Source organism: Kluyvera sichuanensis, from assembly GCF_040930405.1.
GTDB lineage: Bacteria > Pseudomonadota > Gammaproteobacteria > Enterobacterales > Enterobacteriaceae > Kluyvera > Kluyvera sichuanensis.
This window is the reverse complement of record NZ_CP162271.1, coordinates 4193277-4212617: the sequence shown is the minus strand read 5'-3', so window position 1 is coordinate 4212617 and position 19341 is coordinate 4193277. Positions and strand designations below refer to the sequence as shown.

Genomic DNA, 19341 nt, shown 5'->3' with positions numbered 1-19341 from the left:
GTTATTCCCCCTGACGCTGGTAGTCGTTACGCTGCGCGTTAGCGCGGCGTTGGTCCATGATATTGCCCTGACTGGCAGACGACGTGTTGCTTGCGCTGCTGCTGGAAGAGGACGCAGGCGGCAGGCGCAACAGGTTGTTCGCACCACTGCTATCGCTCTTTGCTGCCGGGGCGTTGCCGCCTTTCAGCATTTGATCCAGCGGCAGTACCATCAGGTTGCCATTCTTGTTGTCGCTAACCAGCACTTTACGGGTATGGCTCAGCACTTTTTCCATGGTCTCGATATAGAGACGCTCGCGGGTAATCTGCGGTGCGGCTTTATATTCCGGCAGGATTTTCGCAAAGCGCGCCACTTCACCCTGAGCTTCCAGTACGGTCTGAGTCTTATACGCACGCGCTTCTTCCAGAATACGCTGCGCCTGACCGTTCGCACGTGGCTGCACTTCGTTGGTGTACGCTTCCGCTTCACGGATGTACTGCTGCTCGTTCTCACGTGCGGCAATCGCATCATCGAACGCGGCTTTCACCTCTTCCGGCGGACGAGCGGCCTGGAAGTTGACGTCCAGCAGGGTGATACCCATGTTGTACGGACGGATGGTCTCTTCCAGCTCGCGCTGGGTATCGCTACGAATAACGGTACGACCTTCGGTCAGAATACGGTCCATGGTGTACTTACCGATAACACCACGCAGGGCGCTGTCGGTAGCCTGACGCAGACTGTCGTCAGCGCTGGTCACGCTGAACAGGTATTTCTGCGGGTCGGTTACGCGGTACTGCACGTTCATTTCAACGCGCACGACGTTTTCGTCGGAGGTCAGCATCACGCCGGATGCGGCCAGTTCGCGAACCGCTTCAACGTTCACTGGAGTGACTTCATCAACGAAGGTCGGCTTCCAGTTCAGACCCGGCTCAACCAGATGGCTGAACTTACCAAAGCGCGTCACTACGCCACGCTCGGCTTCTTTAATGGTATAGAACCCGCTGGCCGCCCAGATGACGACAACGGCTGCGGCAGCGATACCGACAATACGTCCGCCCATAGGGCTACGCGGCCCCTGGGTTGAGCTTCCGTTACCGGAACCCCCTTTACCGCCCCCAAATCCACCGAGCTTTTTGCTCAGCTTACGGAAGATATCATCCAAATCCGGCGGACCCTGATCGCGACCGCCTTTATTTCCATTCCCCCCGGAGTTGCCGCCTTGATTATTGCTGCTTCCCCACGGGTCGCGGTCTTGTCCGTTATTACCGGGCTGATTCCACGCCATGTTTATGCTCCATATTTGTTATGCGGTGATATACCTTTTCCCAGTTCAGATCTTTTCGCGGTTAACCGTCATCGCCTTCCTGGTGGTGACGGTCGCGTTGAGGCGATCTGAACCGCTGGGTGCCCAAAGGGCTAATGTTCAGGCAAGCTGCACGGTCAGACGACGTAGTCTGCCAGTGTTGGTTCTTGTTTACAGAGGCGACGCCAGTCGACAATTGGCATACGAACCTGCAAATTGACGCAGCCGTCCTCCTCCATCCACTCTTTTTCAATTGCCTGAAGCTGGTAAAAGCGGCTACGCAAACGCCCGGCCTGCGGAGGTAAACGCAGCGTGTGCTGCGCAACTTCGCCGGCTAACCGTTCGGTTAACGCCTGAAAAAGGAGTGGTATGCCTACCCCGGTTTGTGCAGACAGCCACACCCGGATAGGTTTGTTCTCTTCATCACGATCGATACGCGGCTCGAAATCGTCCAGCATATCGATTTTGTTCATCACCAGCAGGGTTGGGATCTCGTGCGCGTCGATCTCTTCGAGAACCGTGTTCACCGCGTCGATGTTTTCCTGTACCCGAACGTCCGCTGCGTCAATCACGTGAAGCAACAGCGTCGCTTCGCGGGTTTCCTGCAAGGTGGCTTTAAAGGCCGCCACCAGATCGTGCGGCAGGTGACGAATAAAGCCTACGGTATCCGCCAGCACGGTTTCGCCCACATCTGCCACGTCAATACGACGCAGCGTTGGATCAAGGGTCGCAAACAGCTGGTCGGCGGCGTAAACCTCCGCCTGCGTAATATGGTTAAACAGCGTCGATTTGCCGGCGTTGGTATAACCCACCAGCGATACCGTTGGCACGTCGGCCTTCACGCGGGCACGACGCCCCTGCTCACGCTGTTTCTCTACTCGCTCAATACGCGAGAGGATCTGCATAATACGGTTACGCAGTAAACGACGGTCGGTTTCGAGCTGGGTTTCACCCGGGCCGCGTAAACCGATACCGCCTTTTTGTCTTTCAAGGTGCGTCCAGCCGCGCACCAGACGCGTGGCCAGATGGCGCAACTGCGCCAGCTCAACCTGCAGCTTACCTTCATGGGTACGCGCACGTTGGGCGAAAATATCTAAGATCAGACCGGTACGGTCGATAACCCGGCATTGACACAGGGCTTCAAGGTTACGCTCCTGTGCTGGGCTAAGTGCATGATCGAACAGCACAACGGAAGCACCTGTCGCTTTGACGGCTTCCGCAATCTCGACAGCCTTACCTTCACCAACAAAATATTTTGGGTGCGGCGCTTTACGGCTACCAGTAATCACCTGCATTGCTTCGACACCGGCGGAAGAGACCAGAGATTCAAACTCCTGGAGGTCTTCCATATCTTTGTCTTGCGTAAAATAGATGTGTACCAGCACCGCCTGCTCACCGGCGTCATAACGGTCAAACAAGCGTTATATCTCCTGAAATACCAGCGGGGAACCCGAATAATCCGGCTCCCCGACATGGATAAACAGCCATCAACCTTATTCGGTTTCGTCGCTGTCTTGCGGCGCAGAACCCTGCGCGTTGCTACCGTGGTGGTAGTTGCTGCCAGTGCCGCCGCCAGCATTGTTGCTGTGATGGGAAACTGGACGAGACGGAACTACGGTAGAAATTGCGTGCTTATAGACCATCTGGCTGACCGTGTTTTTCAACAGGATCACGAACTGATCGAAAGACTCAATTTGCCCTTGCAGCTTAATACCATTCACCAAATAAATAGAAACTGGAACACGTTCCCGACGCAGTGCGTTCAGGAACGGATCTTGTAAAGATTGCCCCTTAGCCATTCTCTCTTTTCCTTATATGCTTATTTGTACTTATACACGTCGTCTTTCAAGCCGCGTTGCGGCAACTTGAGCGATGTTGCGTATGAACCTTACGATTCTGAAAATTGCGCACGATACGACTCAATTGTACACATTCAGTCTACACTAGCACCCACTACCTGTAATAGTTGGTTAAACGCCTGCTCTGGCTGCTCACTATCTAACCAGTGAACCCCTTCCCAACCGCGTAACCACGTCACCTGGCGCTTCGCTAGTTGTCTCGTGGCACAAACTCCTCTATAAACCATTTCATCATATGAAATCTCGCCTTCGAGGTACGACCACATCTGGCGATATCCCACACAACGAATGGAAGGCATATCCGTATGCAAATCTCCACGGGCAAATAGCGCCCGCACTTCTGCTTCAAAACCTGAAGCTAACATCTGATGAAAACGCTGCTCAATGCGCTGATGGAGCAGTTCACGGCTCGCCGGGGCGATGGCGAACTGATGCACCTTATAGGGCAGAGCGTCTCCTGACGTTTGTGTCAGCTCCGTTAAAGTTTTACCCGAAATGAAAAAAACTTCCAGTGCCCGGGAAAGTCTTTGCGGATCATTCGGATGAATACGCTCGGCGGCAACGGGGTCGATTTCCCGTAGCTGCTGATGCAGCGCCATCCACCCCTGCTCTGCCGCCTGCTGCTCAATCCGCGCCCGAACGTCCGGGTCGGCTGAGGGCAGCGGTGATAAACCTTCAAGCAACGCCTTGAAATACAACATCGTGCCACCGACCAGCAGCGGAATTTTCCCTGCGGCGGTGATCTCCGCCATCTGCGCAAGCGCATCGCGGCGGAAGTCCGCCGCAGAGTATGCCTGCGACGGATCGAGAATATCTAACAGTCGATGCGGCGCGGCTTCTAGCTCTTCCGCACTCGGCTTAGCGGTGCCGATATCCATTCCCCGATAGATGAGGGCGGAATCAACACTAATCAACTCTACTGGCAAAACTTTACGTAATTCAATAGCCAGCGCCGTCTTGCCCGAAGCGGTTGGCCCCATCAAAAAAATTGCCTTAGGCAGGCTCGCCTCGGTTACGTCACTCATGTCTCAGGGCGTTCATCGCAGAATCTAAATCAACGGGTTGTAACAGACCACCCGGCGGAGCTTTGACCAGATGCGGGCAAAGACGTTCAACGTCAGCCAGCATCGCAATGGCCTGTGCCATGTTCCACTGCGCGTGATCGCTTGCCAGATTACGGGCCAGCCACTGCGCAACGTTCCCGGCATCAACCATACTCTGCTCCACCAGGTAGCCTATCAGTTCAGGAATCAAGATTTGTAAATTTTGTTGTCGTAAGGGTAAAGGCACGGCGCGGATCGTGGCGTGCTGCCCTTCGAGCAGTATTTCAATGCCGAGCTGGTTCAGCGTTTCCTGCGCCCGCTCCAGCGTTTTCCGCTCGTCGTCGGTCACCTTCAGACGCAGCGGGATCAGCAGCGGCTGCGCGCAGATAGTTGCCTCACCCGGCGTCAGCTGCGCCTGGCGCAGCCAGCGTTCCGCAACCGGCAACGCCAGCAGGCTTAACTTACCGCCGCGCTCAAGCAACGCGCAGGTATCGGCGACGATCGCCAGCACGCGCCCGAAGCTCTGGCTATGCCCGGTAAGATTATCCGCCGCCGGTGCTTTCACCGGTTCCGGCGTCTTCTCTGGGGTATTCAGCAACTGGCGATAGAGCGCCCCCTGCTGTTTCTGGTATCCTGGCTGGGCATTTGGCCAACTGCCATTGGTGCCACCACCGCTGCTCCGCCCGGCACTGCTGCCGCCGGTTGGCGTTTGGTAGCGCGGCATATCAGGCTCGCGAGCCACCGCCGGTTCGGCAAACTGGTTGCGCCCAGCGGCAACGCGGTTCTCAGGCAGGACGCGCGGTGCGGGCTCGTCATCTTCCGCCAACGGCAAAGGCGCATCCAACTGCTGTTGCAGCACGCTGAGCACCCCTTGATAGATAAAGTCATGCACCAGGCGGGACTGATGAAAACGCACTTCGTGCTTCGCCGGGTGAACGTTCACGTCGACCTGATGCGGGTCAATCTCGAGATAAAGAACAAACGCCGGCTGCTGGTCAGCGCCGAGTTTATCTTCACACGCCTGACGAATCGCATGGCTGATGAGCCTATCGCGCATCATGCGGCCATTCACGTAGCAGTACTGAATTTCAGCCAGCGCAGGCGTGGTGTGTTTCGGGTCTGCCACCCAGCCGCGCAGCGCCAGGTCGCCGTGCTGCCACTCAATGGCCAGCGCATGCTCAAGGAACGGCACGCCGCAAATCGCCCCCAGCCGACGCTCTTTCGGTGCGCCTTCGGCCACCGCGCGATACTGGCGAACCACTTTACCATTGTGGGTCAGGTTAATGCTCACATCGAAGCGCGCCAGCGCAATGCGGCGAATAATCTCATCGATATGGTTGAATTCGGTTTTCTCGGTGCGCATAAACTTGCGCCGCGCCGGGGTGTTGTAGAACAGGTCCAGCACTTCCAGCGTTGTCCCTACCGGGTGCGCCGCCGGTTTTACCGTCACGTCCTGATCGCGCCCCTCCGCGTAGGCCTGCCAGGCTTCCTGCTGCTCTGCGGTCCGTGAGGTGATGGTCAGACGTGAAACCGAGCTGATACTCGCCAACGCCTCACCGCGAAAACCTAAGCTGATAATTGCCTCAAGGTCGTCAAGCGAGGCAATTTTACTGGTGGCGTGACGTGCCAGCGAGAGTGCCAGCTCGTCTTTCTTGATGCCACATCCGTTATCGCGAATACGGATAAGCTTGGCGCCGCCGCGTTCAATATCAATATCGATGCGGGTCGCCCCCGCATCGAGACTGTTCTCCACCAGCTCTTTCACTACCGATGCAGGCCGCTCAACCACTTCACCCGCGGCAATCTGGTTCGCAAGCTGCGGCGGTAAAACCTGTATCGGCATGAAAACTCCTTAGTTAACGAGCGTCCTGGATGATGACGCGGCGCTGGCGGTCTGCGACTGTTCGTCACGAGGGCCGGATTGTATCGGATGCGCCGTGAAATAGTTACGTAAACCGTTATAAATGGCTTCCGCGATCTTCTGCTGATAGTCGTCGCTGCCCAGCAAGCGCTCTTCGCTGCTGTTACTGATAAAGCCGGTTTCGACCAGAATGGACGGAATATCCGGCGAACGCAGCACGCCAAGGCTGGCATGTTCAGGACGACGTTTATGCAGATTACCCACTCGCTGGAGCTGGCTAATCACGTTGGTCGCGACATCATACCCTACCCGCTGCGAATGGCCGAACTGCAGATCCAGCACCGCCTGGCTCAGGTATGGGTCAGCCTGGCTGTTGGCCAGCACGTCACCCGCGCCGCCCAGCAGTTCGGACTGCTTCTCATGCTGTTCGAGCCAGCCCGCCATTTCGCTGTTCGCGCGACGGTTAGAGAGCACCCACACGGAAGCACCGGTCGCATCGCGGTTCGGCGCAGCATCGGCGTGAATCGACACCAGGAAAGAGGCATTTTGCTTACGCGCCACGTCGGAACGGCCCATCACCGAAATAAAGTAGTCGCCGTCACGGGTCAGCACGCCCTTAAACATCGGGTCATCGTTCAACAACCCACGCAGCTTACGCGCAATGGCGATGGTGACGTTTTTCTCACGCGTACCGCCGGGGCCAATCGCGCCAGGATCCTGGCCGCCGTGACCAGCATCAATGGCAATAATCACTTTATCCCCCGAGACGCTGCGCGCACGGGAAGACGGACGCGGAGTTGGCGTCACGGTGCTGGCAATCGCCGGCTGGCGTTCGCCGCTGAAGCTGCCGCTATCGTTACCGCTGTTCGTAGTGCTACCGCCGTTACGGCTGCCGCTGAACGGGTTACGCCCTGGCTGTACCGGCGCAGGCGTCACAACTGGGGTTTCCACTCGCTTCGCTACAACTGGCGGTGGAGGCGGCGGCGGTGGAACGTCGGCGTTAATGGTGAACACCACGACGTAGTTCGCCCCGTTCTGCTGCTTCACCGCTCGGGTTTTGCCGTTCTCGGTAAGATCGACCACCAGTCGTAAAGTCTGATCGTCTTTCGGCGTACCCGAACGAATGGCTTTGACCAGGTTGTTGCCGCTAAAGCGCAACGGCAGCCCCTGAATCACGCCAGTTTGTTTGATATCCAGCACGACGCTACGTTTGTCGTCCTGGCTAAAGTTGTACTCTGGATCGCCCATAAAGCTGAACGTGATCCGCGCCTGCGTTTCACTGTTCGCCACCTGAATATCGGATAAACTCGCCGCCATTGCCGGTACACCGACCAGCATCAGCGCGGCTATCAACCACCCTTTTGCGCGAAAAATCATCCTGGGATCCCTTAAATTAACCGGCAAACCGCGCCAGCAGAGACTCACCTAATGAGGAGACTGCGCTGATGCGCGCCTCACGCCCTTGCGCCTGGTAATCTAAGTGTATTTCGATATCCGGCTCGGGCAGAACACCTGCGCCCTGTTGCGGCCATTCCACCAGGCAGATGGCATCGTTAGCAAAGTAATCGCGGATCCCCATAAATTCGAGCTCCTCGGGATCGGCAAGGCGGTACAGATCAAAGTGATAAACCATCAGGTCGGCGAGCTGATATGGCTCAACCAAGGTATAGGTGGGGCTTTTGACGTTGCCGTTATGACCTAACGCCTGCAGGAATCCACGGCTAAAGGTGGTTTTCCCAGCACCCAGATCGCCGTACAGATAGATGACGGTTGCGCCGACGCAGGCTTTCGCCACTCGGTTGCCAAGGTCCAGGGTTGCCTGCTCGTCAGATAAAGGAATCACTCGATTAGTCATGGTTTACGTCAATCACATCCGGGTTAACAACACGCCGTAGCGTGGAAAAGAGGTCTGTCGCGAGCATACCGCGGGTACCATAGTGCGCCGCCAGTTCATCGGCGGCGGCACCGTGGGCGATACACCCTGCGCACGCTGCATCATACGGCGATAATGCCTGCCCCAGCAATGCGCCGATGATGCCCGAAAGCACATCGCCCATTCCGCCGCTGGCCATACCGGCATTTCCCGCATCAATAATTCCGATCGCGCCCTGCTCATCTGCCACGACCGTACCGGCGCCTTTCAGCACCACCGCGCCGCCGTACCGTTTTACCAGACGCTGCGCGGAAAGTAAGCGATCGTTCTCGATGTCGGCCACCCGACAGCTGAGCAGCCGTGCGGCTTCGCCGGGGTGCGGCGTGATCACGCGATTGTGACGTTTATCCGGATTGATTGCCAGCAGGTTCAGCGCATCGGCATCCCAGAGGGTGGGTTTACGGAAATTGTCGATTTTCCGCAGCGCCTGCTTGCCCCATTCGGCCTGCCCCAGACCGGGGCCAATCACCACCACATCCGCCCACTCCAGCGCTTCATCGAGCACCTGCGACGTCAGCTCGTGCACCATCAGTTCAGGCCGGGCGGTAATAATCGGCGCGACATTTTCAGCGCGAGTCAGCACCCGCACCAGCCCCGCGCCGGCTCGTAGTGCCGCCTCACCGGTCATGCGAATCGCCCCGGCGGTACCGTGGTCGCCGCCAATCACCACCAGGCGGCCGTGATCGCCTTTGTGTGAGGTAGGACGACGCGGCGTGAACCACTGCCCTAGCTGCGAAGCATCAAACCGATGAATGTTGGTGTGCTGGGTTGCCAGCCAGGCGTCGAGACCCAGCGCATCGTGGTGGAGATGCCCGACAACGTCGCGCGCCTTGCCGGTCAACAGACCTGGCTTCAGGGCGATAAAGGTGATGGTGTGAGCGGCCTGGATAACCGCGCCGGGCGTCGTGCCGGTTTGGGCGTTCAGCCCGGAGGGAATATCCAGCGCGATAATCGGTGCCGGGAAGGCGTTAGCCCGCTCAATCAGGTTCGCGACGTTCTCGCGCGGCGCGCTTTGTAGTCCGGTGCCGAGCAGGCCGTCAATAATCAGATCGGCATCCTGCGGCCAATCGGCATCCGCTGGGTAAATCTCGCCGCCCACCGCACGCCACGCCTCACGAGCCGCGTGTGCCTCTTCCGGCAGCGACTTATCGCTGGCTATCGCCAACAGCGTCACCTGAATACCGGCAGCCTGCGCCAGACGCGCGACCTCGTAGCCATCACCGCCGTTATTGCCATGACCACAGAGGACAATCCAGCGGCGGCTAGCGGGATACGCGCCACGCGCGAGGTTAAACGCCGCTTCGCCCGCGCGCTGCATTAAGGTGTAAAGGGAGAGGCCGAGGCTCTGTGCCGCCGTTTTTTCAGCGCGACGCAGGTCATCCGCAGGCCAAATGGAGTGTGGTATACTGTGGGGGTTACTCGTCAATGTATGGTCCGTCATGTCACAGCCCCTCGATCTCAATCAATTAGCGCAACAAATCAAACAATGGGGCACCGAACTGGGTTTTCAGCAAGTCGGCATCACCGATACCGATCTCAGCGCCTCCGAGCCCAAACTGCAGGCATGGCTGGATAAACAATATCACGGCGAGATGGAATGGATGGCGCGCCACGGTATGATGCGCGCGCGTCCGCACGAACTACAGCCCGGTACGCTCCGGGTGATTAGCGTTCGCATGAACTATCTTCCCGCCAATGCGGCCTTTGCCAGCACGCTGAAAAATCCCGATCTAGGTTACGTCAGCCGTTATGCCCTGGGGCGTGATTATCATAAGCTGTTGCGTAACCGCCTTAAAAAGCTCGGTGAAATGATTCAGGAACAGTGCGTCTCGCTGAATTTTAGACCGTTTGTCGACTCTGCGCCTATTCTTGAGCGTCCGCTAGCGGAAAAAGCCGGAATTGGCTGGACGGGCAAGCACTCGCTTATCCTCAACCGCGACGCCGGATCGTTCTTTTTCCTCGGCGAGCTGCTGGTTGATATTCCTCTGCCCATCGATCAACCGGTGGCCGAAGAGTGCGGGCGCTGCGTGGCCTGCATGACCATCTGCCCCACCGGCGCAATCGTCGAGCCCTACACCGTCGATGCTCGCCGCTGTATCTCCTATCTGACCATCGAGCTCGAAGGCGCCATCCCGGAAGAATTTCGTCCACTATTGGGCAATCGTATTTACGGTTGTGACGACTGCCAGCTCATCTGCCCGTGGAACCGCTTCTCACAGCTGACTGACGAAGATGATTTCAGCCCACGTAAAGCGCTGCATGCGCCCGAGCTAATTGAACTGTTTGCCTGGAACGAAGCACATTTTCTGAAGGTGACGGAAGGTTCGGCCATTCGTCGTATTGGCCACCTACGCTGGCTGCGCAATATCGCCGTTGCGCTGGGTAACGCCCCGTGGAGTGATGCTACGTTAAACGCGCTGGAGAGCCGCCGAGGTGAGCACCCACTACTCGATGAACACATTGAATGGGCGGTAGCGCAGCAAATCACGCGTCGAAATGAGAACGTGGTTGAGGTGCAGCTGCCGAAGAAACAGCGTCTGGTGAGAGTGGTGGAAAAAGGGCTACCGCGCGATGCGTGATATATTCACAGCCTGTGAGTAAAAATAAAAAGACATTGCGTTTCAACACGCCAAAGTTCGTCAAGCGATCTCGCTAACATTTTGAAATGATATATCTCGTTATAATTCAATAAGTTAATAAAAACTGTAAAAATCCAGAAAACATTAGCGTGCGAAGAACGTGATAACAGCCTGTGGATAACTCTGTTTACAAGAGTGTTTCAGAAACGAAAAAAACAACCTCAATGGCTTAACGCATTGTGGAAGTATTTTTGTTTTGGAAGAAAATTTGGAGCGGGAAACGAGACTCGAACTCGCGACCCCGACCTTGGCAAGGTCGTGCTCTACCAACTGAGCTATTCCCGCTTGGGTGTGTCTACTGCGACTACTTTCAAATTTTGGAGCGGGAAACGAGACTCGAACTCGCGACCCCGACCTTGGCAAGGTCGTGCTCTACCAACTGAGCTATTCCCGCTTAATCTTCGTCTTTCAAGCTGCTACTGCGTTGGCTGCCTTCACTCACCTTAGTCACTTACTTAAGTAAGCTCCCAAGGATTCGTTCAGTTGCCGCCTTGTTGCAACTTGAAATCCTGCGATTGGGTGTGTCTACTGCTACTGCTTTCAAATTTTTGGAGCGGGAAACGAGACTCGAACTCGCGACCCCGACCTTGGCAAGGTCGTGCTCTACCAACTGAGCTATTCCCGCAAAATCTGGCAATTTTTGTTGCTGTCGTAATTCGCATTTCTGCTTCGTTACGGGAGGCGCATTATACGAGAATTCTTTCCCCCTGCAACCCCCCTTGAAGCGTTTTTTTAAAAAAATCGTTCAAGTGCTGGATAAATCGGCAAGTTGACTATTTTAGCGCCAATTCATCCCTTTAGCACGTTAAAGCTGAATAAAATGTTCGCGGTAGTAGGCCAGTTCCGCCACCGACTCACGAATATCGTCCATCGCCTGGTGAGTGCCCTGCTTTTTAAAGCCCGGCAGAATTTCCGGCTTCCAGCGACGCGCCAGCTCTTTCAGGGTGCTGACATCCAGATAGCGATAGTGGAAGTAGGATTCCAGCTCCGGCATGTATTTAAACAGGAAGCGACGATCCTGACCGATACTGTTGCCGCAAATTGGTGATTTGCCTTCAGGCACCCATTGCTTTAAGAATTCCAGCGTCGCCAGCTCCGCTTCACGGTCGCCCATGGTGCTTGCCTTCACGCGTTCCACCAGGCCGCTGCCGGTGTGGGTACGCACGTTCCAGTCATCCATCAGCGCCAGCTGGGCGTCAGATTGGTGAACGGCAATGGTCGGCCCTTCCGCCAGAATATTCAGCTGTGCATCGGTCACCAGCGTGGCGATTTCAATAATGCGATCGCGCTCGGGATCCAGACCTGTCATCTCCAGATCGATCCAAATGAGGTTGTTTTCATCTGCACTCATGCTATTTTCCACCCTTCTTGTCTAACCTGCCGCTGCGGGTTAACTAGTATTAATTAGCGTGTATCATAGAGGTTTTGCCCGATATGGGCGACCAGGAGTCAGCACGATTGAGTAAAAATAAACTCTCCAAAGGTCAGCAGCGCCGCGTTAAGGCGAACCACCAGCGCCGCCTCACAACAGCCGCGGAGAAACCAGATTACGACGACAACCTGTTTGGCGAAGCCGCCGAAGGGGTCGTCATCAGCCGCTTTGGCATGCATGCCGACGTGGAATCCGCCGACGGTGAAACCCACCGCTGCAACATCCGCCGCACCATCCGTTCACTGGTCACCGGCGACCGCGTCGTATGGCGTCCGGGTAAAACCGCTGCCGAAGGGGTGAACGTTAAAGGTATCGTTGAAGCGGTGCACGAGCGCACCTCGGTACTGACACGCCCTGACTTTTACGACGGCGTGAAGCCCATTGCCGCCAACATCGATCAGATAGTCATTGTTTCTGCCATTTTGCCCGAGCTGTCGCTGAATATTATCGACCGTTATCTCGTCGCCTGCGAAACATTGAGCGTTGAGCCGCTGCTGGTACTGAACAAAATCGACCTGCTGGACGATGAAGGCATGGCGTTCGTCAACGAGCAGATGGATATCTACCGCAACATTGGCTACACCGTTCTGATGGCTTCCAGCCACACCCAGGACGGCTTAAAGCCGCTGGAAGCCGCGCTGACCAACCGCATCAGCATCTTTGCCGGGCAGTCTGGCGTGGGTAAATCCAGCCTGTTGAACGCCCTGCTGGGGCTTAACGACGACCGTATTCTGACCAACGACGTTTCCGATGTCTCTGGTCTCGGCCAGCACACCACCACCGCTGCGCGTCTGTACCACTTCCCGCACGGCGGCGATGTGATCGACTCACCGGGGGTGCGTGAATTTGGTCTGTGGCACCTTGAGCCGGAACAAATTACCAATGGTTTTGTCGAATTCCACGACTACCTTGGACACTGTAAGTATCGCGACTGTAAACATGATACTGACCCAGGCTGTGCTATCCGCGCAGCCGTAGAGGAAGGGAAGATTGCCGAGACCCGTTTCGAAAATTATCACCGCATTCTGGAAACCATGGCGCAGGTAAAAACGCGTAAAAACTTTTCAGACATAGATAATTGAGAACTATGATTTTGCCGACTGACATTTTCGTCAACAGTCGCTAGAATCGGCCGCTTTTCTTTTTAAGATCCGACGCCCGTCGTCGGATCAGGATCGACACATAATGGCCTGGAGGCTACCTTGTTAAACTCGTTTAAACTTTCACTGCAATACATTCTGCCTAAACTGTGGCTTACGCGTCTCGCAGGCTGGGGTGCGAGCAAACGAGCGGGATGGCTGACTAAACTGGTTATCGATCTGTTCGTGAAGTTCTACAAGGTCGATATGAAAGAAGCGCAGAAGCCGGATACCGCCAGCTACCGTACTTTCAACGATTTCTTCGTTCGTCCGCTGCGTGAAGATGCCCGCCCGGTGAACACCGACCCAAGCGTGCTGGTGTTGCCAGCCGACGGCGTGATTAGCCAGCTTGGCGCGATTGAAGACGACAAAATTCTGCAGGCTAAAGGCCATAACTACTCGCTGGAAGCGCTGCTCGCGGGTAACTACATCATGGCTGACCTGTTCCGCAACGGCAGCTTCGCGACCACCTACCTGTCGCCGCGCGACTACCACCGCGTGCATATGCCGTGCAACGGTATCCTGCGTGAAATGATTTACGTGCCGGGCGATCTCTTCTCTGTGAACCACCTGACCGCGCAAAACGTCCCGAACCTGTTCGCGCGTAACGAACGCGTTATCTGCCTGTTCGATACTGAATTTGGCCCAATGGCACAGATTCTGGTCGGTGCGACTATCGTGGGTAGCATCGAAACCGTCTGGGCAGGTACCGTAACGCCACCGCGTGAAGGCGTGATTAAACGCTGGACCTACCCAGCGGGCGATCAGGAAGGTTCTGTGGCGCTGCTGAAAGGCCAGGAGATGGGCCGCTTCAAGCTGGGCTCGACGGTTATCAACCTGTTTGCGCCGGGTAAAGTCACGCTGATGGAACAGCTGAAAAATATGTCCGTCACTAAGCTTGGCGAGCCGCTGGCTATCTCCACCGAAGCGGTGGTTGAAGCTGAGGCCGCACCGGTTGTTGAACCTGTCGTTGAGCCCGTTGTTGCCCCTGCGGCCGAAGCAGTAGTCGAGCCGGTTGTTGAACCCGTTACTGAACCTACGGTTGAACCGGTTACAGAGCAGGATGTCGCCCCGAAGGCAGACAACGCGCAAGAAAAAAGTTAATCACACAATAAGGGTCTGACGTGCGCCTGATTATCACTTTACTGATGGCCTGGTGCCTCAGCCAGGGGGCGTACGCAGCGACGGCCCCCAACGCTCGACAAATCGCCCAGGAACTGGAACAGGCAAAGGCGGCAAAGCCTGCCCAGCCTGAAACCGTCGAAGCGTTACAAAATGCCCTGACCGCGCTCGAGGAGCAGAAAAGCTCTCTTGAGCGCGCCGCGCAGTACCAGCAGGTTATCGACAACTTCCCCAAACTCTCCCAGACGCTACGTAATCAGCTCAACAACCTGCGTGACGATCCGCGCCAGGTGCCGGACGGCATGAGTACCGATGCGCTGAATCAGGAGATTTTGCAGGTCAGCAGCCAACTGCTGGAAAAAAGCCGCCTTGCCCAACAGGAACAGGAGCGCGCCCGCGATATCGCCGACTCTCTGAACCAGCTTCCCCAGCAGCAGACCGACGCGCGCCGCCAGCTTAACGACATAGAGCGTCGCATCGGGACGCAGGCCGCTAATACGCCGCTGGCACAGGCACAAAACCTCAACCTGCAGGCTGATTCCAGCAAGCTAAAAGCGCTGGTCGATGAACTCGAGCTGGCGCAACTCTCCGCCAATAACCGCCAGGAACTGGCGCGAATGCGCTCGGAGCTGGCACAGAAGCAAAGTGAGCAGTTAGATGCCTATCTGCAAGCCCTGCGTAACCAGCTTAACAGCCAGCGTCAGCGCGAAGCCGAACGGGCGCTGGAAAGCACCGAACTGCTGGCGGAAAACAGCGAAAACCTGCCGACAGGTATTGTCGACCAGTTCAAAATTAACCGCGAGCTTTCTCAGGCGCTGAACCAGCAGGCCCAGCGTATGGATCTGGTGGCTTCACAGCAGCGTCAGGCTGCCAATCAAACGCTGCAGGTGCGTCAGGCCCTGAACACGCTGCGCGAGCAGTCGCAGTGGCTGGGCTCGTCTAACCTGCTGGGTGAAGCGCTACGTGCTCAGGTCGCCCGTCTGCCAGAAATGCCAAAACCTCAGCAGCTTGATACCGAAATGGCCCAGCTGCGCGTGCATCGCTTGCGCTATGAAGACTTGCTGAACAAGCAGCCGCAGCTGCGCCAGATTCGTCAAGCCGACGGCCAGCCGTTGACCAGCGAAGAGAACCGTATTCTTGAAGCCCAGCTGCGCACCCAGCGCGAATTACTCAACTCCCTGCTACAGGGCGGCGACACGCTAATCCTCGAACTGACCAAGCTGAAAGTCTCCAACAGCCAGTTGGAAGACGCGCTGAAAGAGGTCAACGAAGCGACCCATCGCTATCTGTTCTGGACTTCCGACGTGCGGCCTATCGATTTCAGTTGGCCGATTGAAATCGCGCAGGACCTGCGCCGCCTGATCTCGCTCGATACCTTTAGCCAGCTCGGCAAAGCCAGCATGATGATGCTCACCAGCCGCCAGACGCTGTTCCCGCTGTTTGGCGCCCTGCTGCTGGTTGGCTTCAGCATCAGCTCACGCAAGCACTTCACCCGTTTTCTGGAACGTTCCAGCGCCCGTGTGGGCAAAGTTACCCAGGACCACTTCTGGCTGACCATGCGCACGGTCTTCTGGTCGATTCTGGTGGCCTCGCCGCTGCCGGTGCTATGGGCAACGCTTGGCTATGGTTTGCAGGAGGCATGGCCCTTCCCGCTCGCGGTGGCCGTCGGCGATGGTGTCACCGCCACCGTACCGCTGCTATGGGTGGTGATGATCTGCGCGGCGTTTGCCCGCACCAACGGCCTGTTTATCGTCCACTTTGGTTGGCCGCAGCACCGCGTGGCCCGCGCCATGCGCTACTACCTGATGAGCATCGGGCTTATCGTGCCGCTGATTATGGCGCTGATCATGTTTGATAATCTCAACGATCGTGAGTTCTCCGCGTCGCTTGGCAGGCTCTGCTTTATCCTGATCTGCGGCGCGCTGGCGATGGTAACGTTGAGCCTGAAACGCGCCGGGATCCCGCTGTATCTCGATAAAAGCGGCAGTGGTGAAAACCGGGTTAACCTGCTGCTGTGGAACCTGATGATTGGCGCGCCTCTGCTGGCGATTTTCACCGCAGCGGTGGGCTACCTTGCCACCTCGCAGGCGCTGCTGGCGCGTCTGGAAACCTCAGTCGCTATCTGGTTCCTGCTGCTGGTGATTTACCACGTCATCCGCCGCTGGATGCTGATTCAGCGCCGTCGTCTGGCCTTTGACCGCGCCAAGCATAAACGTGCGGAAATGCTGGCGCACCGCGCCCGCGGCGAAGAAGAAGCGCACGCCACCAGTCTGGAAGGGTCGGCCGAGCAGGAGGTGAGCGAAGTCAACCTCGATACCATCAGCGAGCAGTCGCTGCGCCTGGTACGCTCGATTCTGATGCTGATTGCGCTGGTGTCGGTGATTATCCTGTGGTCGGAAATCCACTCGGCGTTTGGCTTCCTCGAAAACATTTCGCTGTGGGACGTCACCTCAACGGTACAGGGCGTTGAAAGCATCGAGCCGATTACCCTCGGTGCCGTGTTGATCGCGATTCTGGTGCTGATCATCACCACCCAACTGGTACGTAACCTTCCCGCGCTGCTGGAACTGGCCATTCTGCAACACCTGGATTTAACGCCGGGCACCGGCTATGCCATTACCACCATCACCAAATATCTACTGCTGTTGATAGGCGGGCTGGTTGGGTTCTCGATGATTGGTATTGAATGGTCGAAGCTACAGTGGCTGGTCGCCGCGCTCGGTGTCGGTCTCGGCTTTGGTTTGCAGGAGATTTTCGCCAACTTCATCTCCGGCCTGATTATTCTGTTTGAGAAGCCGATCCGTATCGGCGATACGGTCACCATTCGAGACCTGACCGGCAGCGTGACCAAAATCAACACCCGCGCCACCACCATCAGCGACTGGGACCGCAAAGAGATTATCGTGCCGAACAAGGCGTTTATCACCGAGCAGTTCATCAACTGGTCGCTGTCGGATTCGGTTACGCGCGTGGTGTTAAGCATTCCCGCGCCGTCGGACGCCAACAGTGAAGAGGTAGCGCAAATCCTGCTGACCGCAGCGCACCGCTGTTCGCTGGTGATTGATAACCCGGCACCGGAAGCGTTTCTTGTGGATTTACAGCAGGGGATTCAGATTTTCGAACTGCGCATCTACGCCGCCGAGATGGGTCACCGTATGCCGCTGCGTCACGAGCTGCACCAGCTGATTCTGGCCGGGTTCCGCCAGCACGGTATCGATATGCCGTTCCCACCGTTCCAGATGCGTCTGGAGACCCTGGATGGCCGGAAAACGGGAAGAACGCTGACCTCCGCAGGCAAACGTCAGCCAGGAAGTCTGTAATACATGGGTAGCCCGGATGAGGTGCGTAAGCACCGACTCCGGGGAAATCCCGGCGTCACTACGTTCGGCCGGGCTACCACTGATTTACTCTGCCACCAGAACCGGCTGACGGTTAATACGGCGATGATAGTTCTCATAAATCGCCATCGCCAGCAGCGAGAAGAAGATTGGCCCACCGACCATCCACAGCGCGCTACTCCAGTCCCCTGCTTCAATCACCGGCTGAATAATGGTGAAGATGTTCGCGAAGGTCACGATCAGCACCACCACGCTGGTTGCCAGCAGGGTTGAGCCTTTGTTTTTGAAAATCACAAACGGACGTTCGAGATCCATTTTGGCCTTAAAGAACGGGAAGGCCAGCGCCAGGAACAGGTACGGCAGGGTCATCGACACGTTCGCCATCAGCGTCAGTTTGTTATAGAACGCCGACGCGGTATCACCACCAAACGATACCAGCAGAATAAACGCGCTTACCAGCAGGCACTGCATCCACATGGCGGTGGACGGCATACCGTTGGCGTTCAGGCGGGTCATCGACGCTGGCCACAGCGCTTTTGGCGTACCCTGAATAATCGCCTTCAGCGGCGAGTAACTCAGGGTGAAGAATGCCCCGGTGTAGGCGAGGAACATCGACAGACCGGTGATGCGCGCAAACCACACGCCCACGGTTGCCGCCACGTCCGGCGACAGGTGCATGGCGTTACCAAGCGTTGAGCCCAGGCTAGTCATCAGCACGTAGGTAATGTTGCCGAGGTTCACCGAACGGTCGCTCAGAATCTGCTGCCAGTTGGTGCTCACCCCCCACAGGAAGATCGCCAGCGAATAACCGATAGAAATAACAATCGCCGCAAAAACAATTCCTTTAGCGAAGTTCTTTTCCGGTTTCTCGGTTTTATCCACCAGACCACCAACGGCTTCAATACCGCCGTAAGCAAAAATAGCGAATACCACAAACGATAATACCGCCAGACCGGATTGATAACCGGGGTTAGGCGAGGCTATGAAATTAAGTGGCTGGGCGAAGTGGCCGCCATTTAATAACAAAATGGCAATACTCACTAACAATAAAACTAAATTCAGACACATTACGGAAATACCGCCAACGGCAGTAATGCGGGCAATCTTATTAATACCTTTCGATGCTACCGTCGTCACCAGCACCATCCAGAGCACCGCCAGCAGACCAACAACCTGCGTCGATTGCAGCCCCGCCACGCTCCAGTGCTGCGTCATGTCTGCGCCGAACACGAAGGTAGAGAACGGCACCCACACCTTGGCAGAGGTACTGACCATCCAGACAACGTAGGATGAGAACCACATAAAGGTGCCAATAAACGCATAGCGTGGGCCAACGCTGTTATTCATCCAGGAATAGATCCCGCCCTCTTCTTTACGATAGGCCGAGCCCATTTCCGCCATCATTAAGGCGAAGGGGATAAAGAATAAAAGCGCGGAAAATATATACCAGGTAATTGCGCTATAACCCATCAGATAAAAGGCGGAGGGGCTATTAGCAAAGCCAAAGACTGACGTAAATATCATAAGGATGAGTCCTATCAGGCTCATCTTTTTAATTGATTGGGTCATGTGACCATCCCTTATTTTGGATCATTTTTTTTACACATCGACAGGGCACCGCGCTGCATGCTTGCGAAAGCAAGGCAACGGAAAATCGACGCGAGAAATTGCTGGCTGGATGATAGCAAATAAC

At 56.3% G+C, this 19341-nt stretch carries 14 protein-coding genes and 3 tRNA genes; 4 read left to right on the top strand and 13 right to left on the bottom strand.

What is annotated here, in order from left to right:
• Position 1 precedes the first annotated feature (1 nt).
• The 8 genes from hflK to nnr form a co-directional block, all read right to left on the bottom strand.
• The gene (gene hflK / locus AB2B48_RS20175) at positions 2–1264 is read right to left on the bottom strand and encodes an FtsH protease activity modulator HflK (RefSeq protein WP_035893322.1); all 1263 of its coding nucleotides are present in this window, start codon (positions 1262–1264) and stop codon (positions 2–4) included.
• A 155-nt stretch (positions 1265–1419) separates the two neighbouring features.
• Positions 1420–2700, bottom strand: a complete 1281-nt coding sequence (gene hflX / locus AB2B48_RS20170) for a ribosome rescue GTPase HflX (protein ID WP_035893324.1) — start codon at positions 2698–2700, stop codon at positions 1420–1422.
• Positions 2701–2775: 75 nt separating this feature from the next.
• Complete coding sequence (gene hfq / locus AB2B48_RS20165) at positions 2776–3081, bottom strand: RNA chaperone Hfq (protein WP_185669313.1); 306 nt, start codon at positions 3079–3081, stop codon at positions 2776–2778.
• Positions 3082–3215: 134 nt separating this feature from the next.
• The gene (gene miaA / locus AB2B48_RS20160) at positions 3216–4166 is read right to left on the bottom strand and encodes a tRNA (adenosine(37)-N6)-dimethylallyltransferase MiaA (protein ID WP_185669312.1); all 951 of its coding nucleotides are present in this window, start codon (positions 4164–4166) and stop codon (positions 3216–3218) included.
• Positions 4159–6027 (bottom strand): DNA mismatch repair endonuclease MutL, encoded by a 1869-nt coding sequence (gene mutL, locus AB2B48_RS20155; protein WP_368299989.1) that lies wholly within the window; start codon positions 6025–6027, stop codon positions 4159–4161. The genes miaA and mutL overlap by 8 nt, the downstream gene beginning before the upstream one ends.
• A 9-nt stretch (positions 6028–6036) precedes the next feature.
• Complete coding sequence (amiB, locus tag AB2B48_RS20150; protein ID WP_368299988.1) at positions 6037–7422, bottom strand: N-acetylmuramoyl-L-alanine amidase AmiB; 1386 nt, start codon at positions 7420–7422, stop codon at positions 6037–6039.
• A 16-nt stretch (positions 7423–7438) separates the two neighbouring features.
• The gene (gene tsaE / locus AB2B48_RS20145) at positions 7439–7900 is read right to left on the bottom strand and encodes a tRNA (adenosine(37)-N6)-threonylcarbamoyltransferase complex ATPase subunit type 1 TsaE (RefSeq protein WP_123651147.1); all 462 of its coding nucleotides are present in this window, start codon (positions 7898–7900) and stop codon (positions 7439–7441) included.
• Entirely contained in the window at positions 7893–9419 is a 1527-nt protein-coding gene (gene nnr / locus AB2B48_RS20140) for a bifunctional ADP-dependent NAD(P)H-hydrate dehydratase/NAD(P)H-hydrate epimerase (RefSeq protein ID WP_368299986.1), read from the bottom strand. Before nnr ends, tsaE begins: the two co-directional genes overlap by 8 nt.
• Here nnr and queG point away from each other — a divergent pair.
• A complete protein-coding gene (queG, locus tag AB2B48_RS20135; RefSeq protein WP_368299985.1) occupies positions 9418–10557 on the top strand; it encodes a tRNA epoxyqueuosine(34) reductase QueG in 1140 nt (379 codons plus the stop codon). The two genes, nnr and queG, sit on opposite strands and share 2 nt — an antisense overlap.
• Positions 10558–10826: 269 nt before the next feature.
• Here queG and AB2B48_RS20130 read toward each other — a convergent pair.
• The 4 genes from AB2B48_RS20130 to orn all read right to left on the bottom strand — a co-directional run bounded on the left by AB2B48_RS20130 (position 10827) and on the right by orn (position 11968).
• A tRNA-Gly gene (locus AB2B48_RS20130) sits at positions 10827–10902 on the bottom strand.
• 33 nt (positions 10903–10935) lie between these two features.
• Positions 10936–11011, bottom strand: a tRNA-Gly gene (locus AB2B48_RS20125).
• A 155-nt stretch (positions 11012–11166) separates the two neighbouring features.
• Positions 11167–11242 (bottom strand) — tRNA-Gly (locus AB2B48_RS20120).
• 180 nt (positions 11243–11422) lie between these two features.
• A complete protein-coding gene (gene orn / locus AB2B48_RS20115; protein WP_185669307.1) occupies positions 11423–11968 on the bottom strand; it encodes an oligoribonuclease in 546 nt (181 codons plus the stop codon).
• Between the two features lie 107 nt (positions 11969–12075).
• Between orn and rsgA the strand changes: the two genes are divergently transcribed.
• The 3 genes from rsgA (at position 12076) to mscM (ending at position 17630) form a co-directional block, all read left to right on the top strand.
• On the top strand, positions 12076–13131 hold the full coding sequence (rsgA, locus tag AB2B48_RS20110) for a small ribosomal subunit biogenesis GTPase RsgA (protein WP_185669306.1): 1056 nt from the start codon (positions 12076–12078) through the stop codon (positions 13129–13131).
• Between the two features lie 120 nt (positions 13132–13251).
• Positions 13252–14292 (top strand): archaetidylserine decarboxylase, encoded by a 1041-nt coding sequence (asd, locus tag AB2B48_RS20105; RefSeq protein ID WP_368299984.1) that lies wholly within the window; start codon positions 13252–13254, stop codon positions 14290–14292.
• 20 nt (positions 14293–14312) lie between these two features.
• Positions 14313–17630, top strand: coding sequence for a miniconductance mechanosensitive channel MscM (gene mscM / locus AB2B48_RS20100; RefSeq protein ID WP_368299983.1), 3318 nt, complete (start codon positions 14313–14315; stop codon positions 17628–17630).
• 84 nt (positions 17631–17714) lie between these two features.
• Here the strand turns inward: mscM and yjeM are convergent, their stop codons facing one another.
• Positions 17715–19217 carry a glutamate/gamma-aminobutyrate family transporter YjeM gene (gene yjeM / locus AB2B48_RS20095; RefSeq protein WP_368299981.1) on the bottom strand — a complete coding sequence of 501 codons (1503 nt, stop codon included), beginning with the start codon at positions 19215–19217 and terminating at the stop codon, positions 17715–17717.
• Positions 19218–19341 lie beyond the last annotated feature (124 nt).

Bases quoted from the DNA above. Each gene is read 5' to 3' on its own strand.
- hflK (WP_035893322.1), bottom strand. From the start codon at position 1,264: ATGGCGTGGAATCAGCCCGGTAATAACGGACAAGACCGCGACCCGTGG.
- hfq (WP_185669313.1), bottom strand. From the start codon at position 3,081: ATGGCTAAGGGGCAATCTTTACAAGATCCGTTCCTGAACGCACTGCGT.
- miaA (WP_185669312.1), bottom strand. From the start codon at position 4,166: ATGAGTGACGTAACCGAGGCGAGCCTGCCTAAGGCAATTTTTTTGATG.
- mutL (WP_368299989.1), bottom strand. From the start codon at position 6,027: ATGCCGATACAGGTTTTACCGCCGCAGCTTGCGAACCAGATTGCCGCG.
- amiB (WP_368299988.1), bottom strand. From the start codon at position 7,422: ATGATTTTTCGCGCAAAAGGGTGGTTGATAGCCGCGCTGATGCTGGTC.
- tsaE (WP_123651147.1), bottom strand. From the start codon at position 7,900: ATGACTAATCGAGTGATTCCTTTATCTGACGAGCAGGCAACCCTGGAC.
- queG (WP_368299985.1), top strand. From the start codon at position 9,418: ATGTCACAGCCCCTCGATCTCAATCAATTAGCGCAACAAATCAAACAA.
- nnr (WP_368299986.1), bottom strand. From the start codon at position 9,419: ATGACGGACCATACATTGACGAGTAACCCCCACAGTATACCACACTCC.
- orn (WP_185669307.1), bottom strand. From the start codon at position 11,968: ATGAGTGCAGATGAAAACAACCTCATTTGGATCGATCTGGAGATGACA.
- yjeM (WP_368299981.1), bottom strand. From the start codon at position 19,217: ATGACCCAATCAATTAAAAAGATGAGCCTGATAGGACTCATCCTTATG.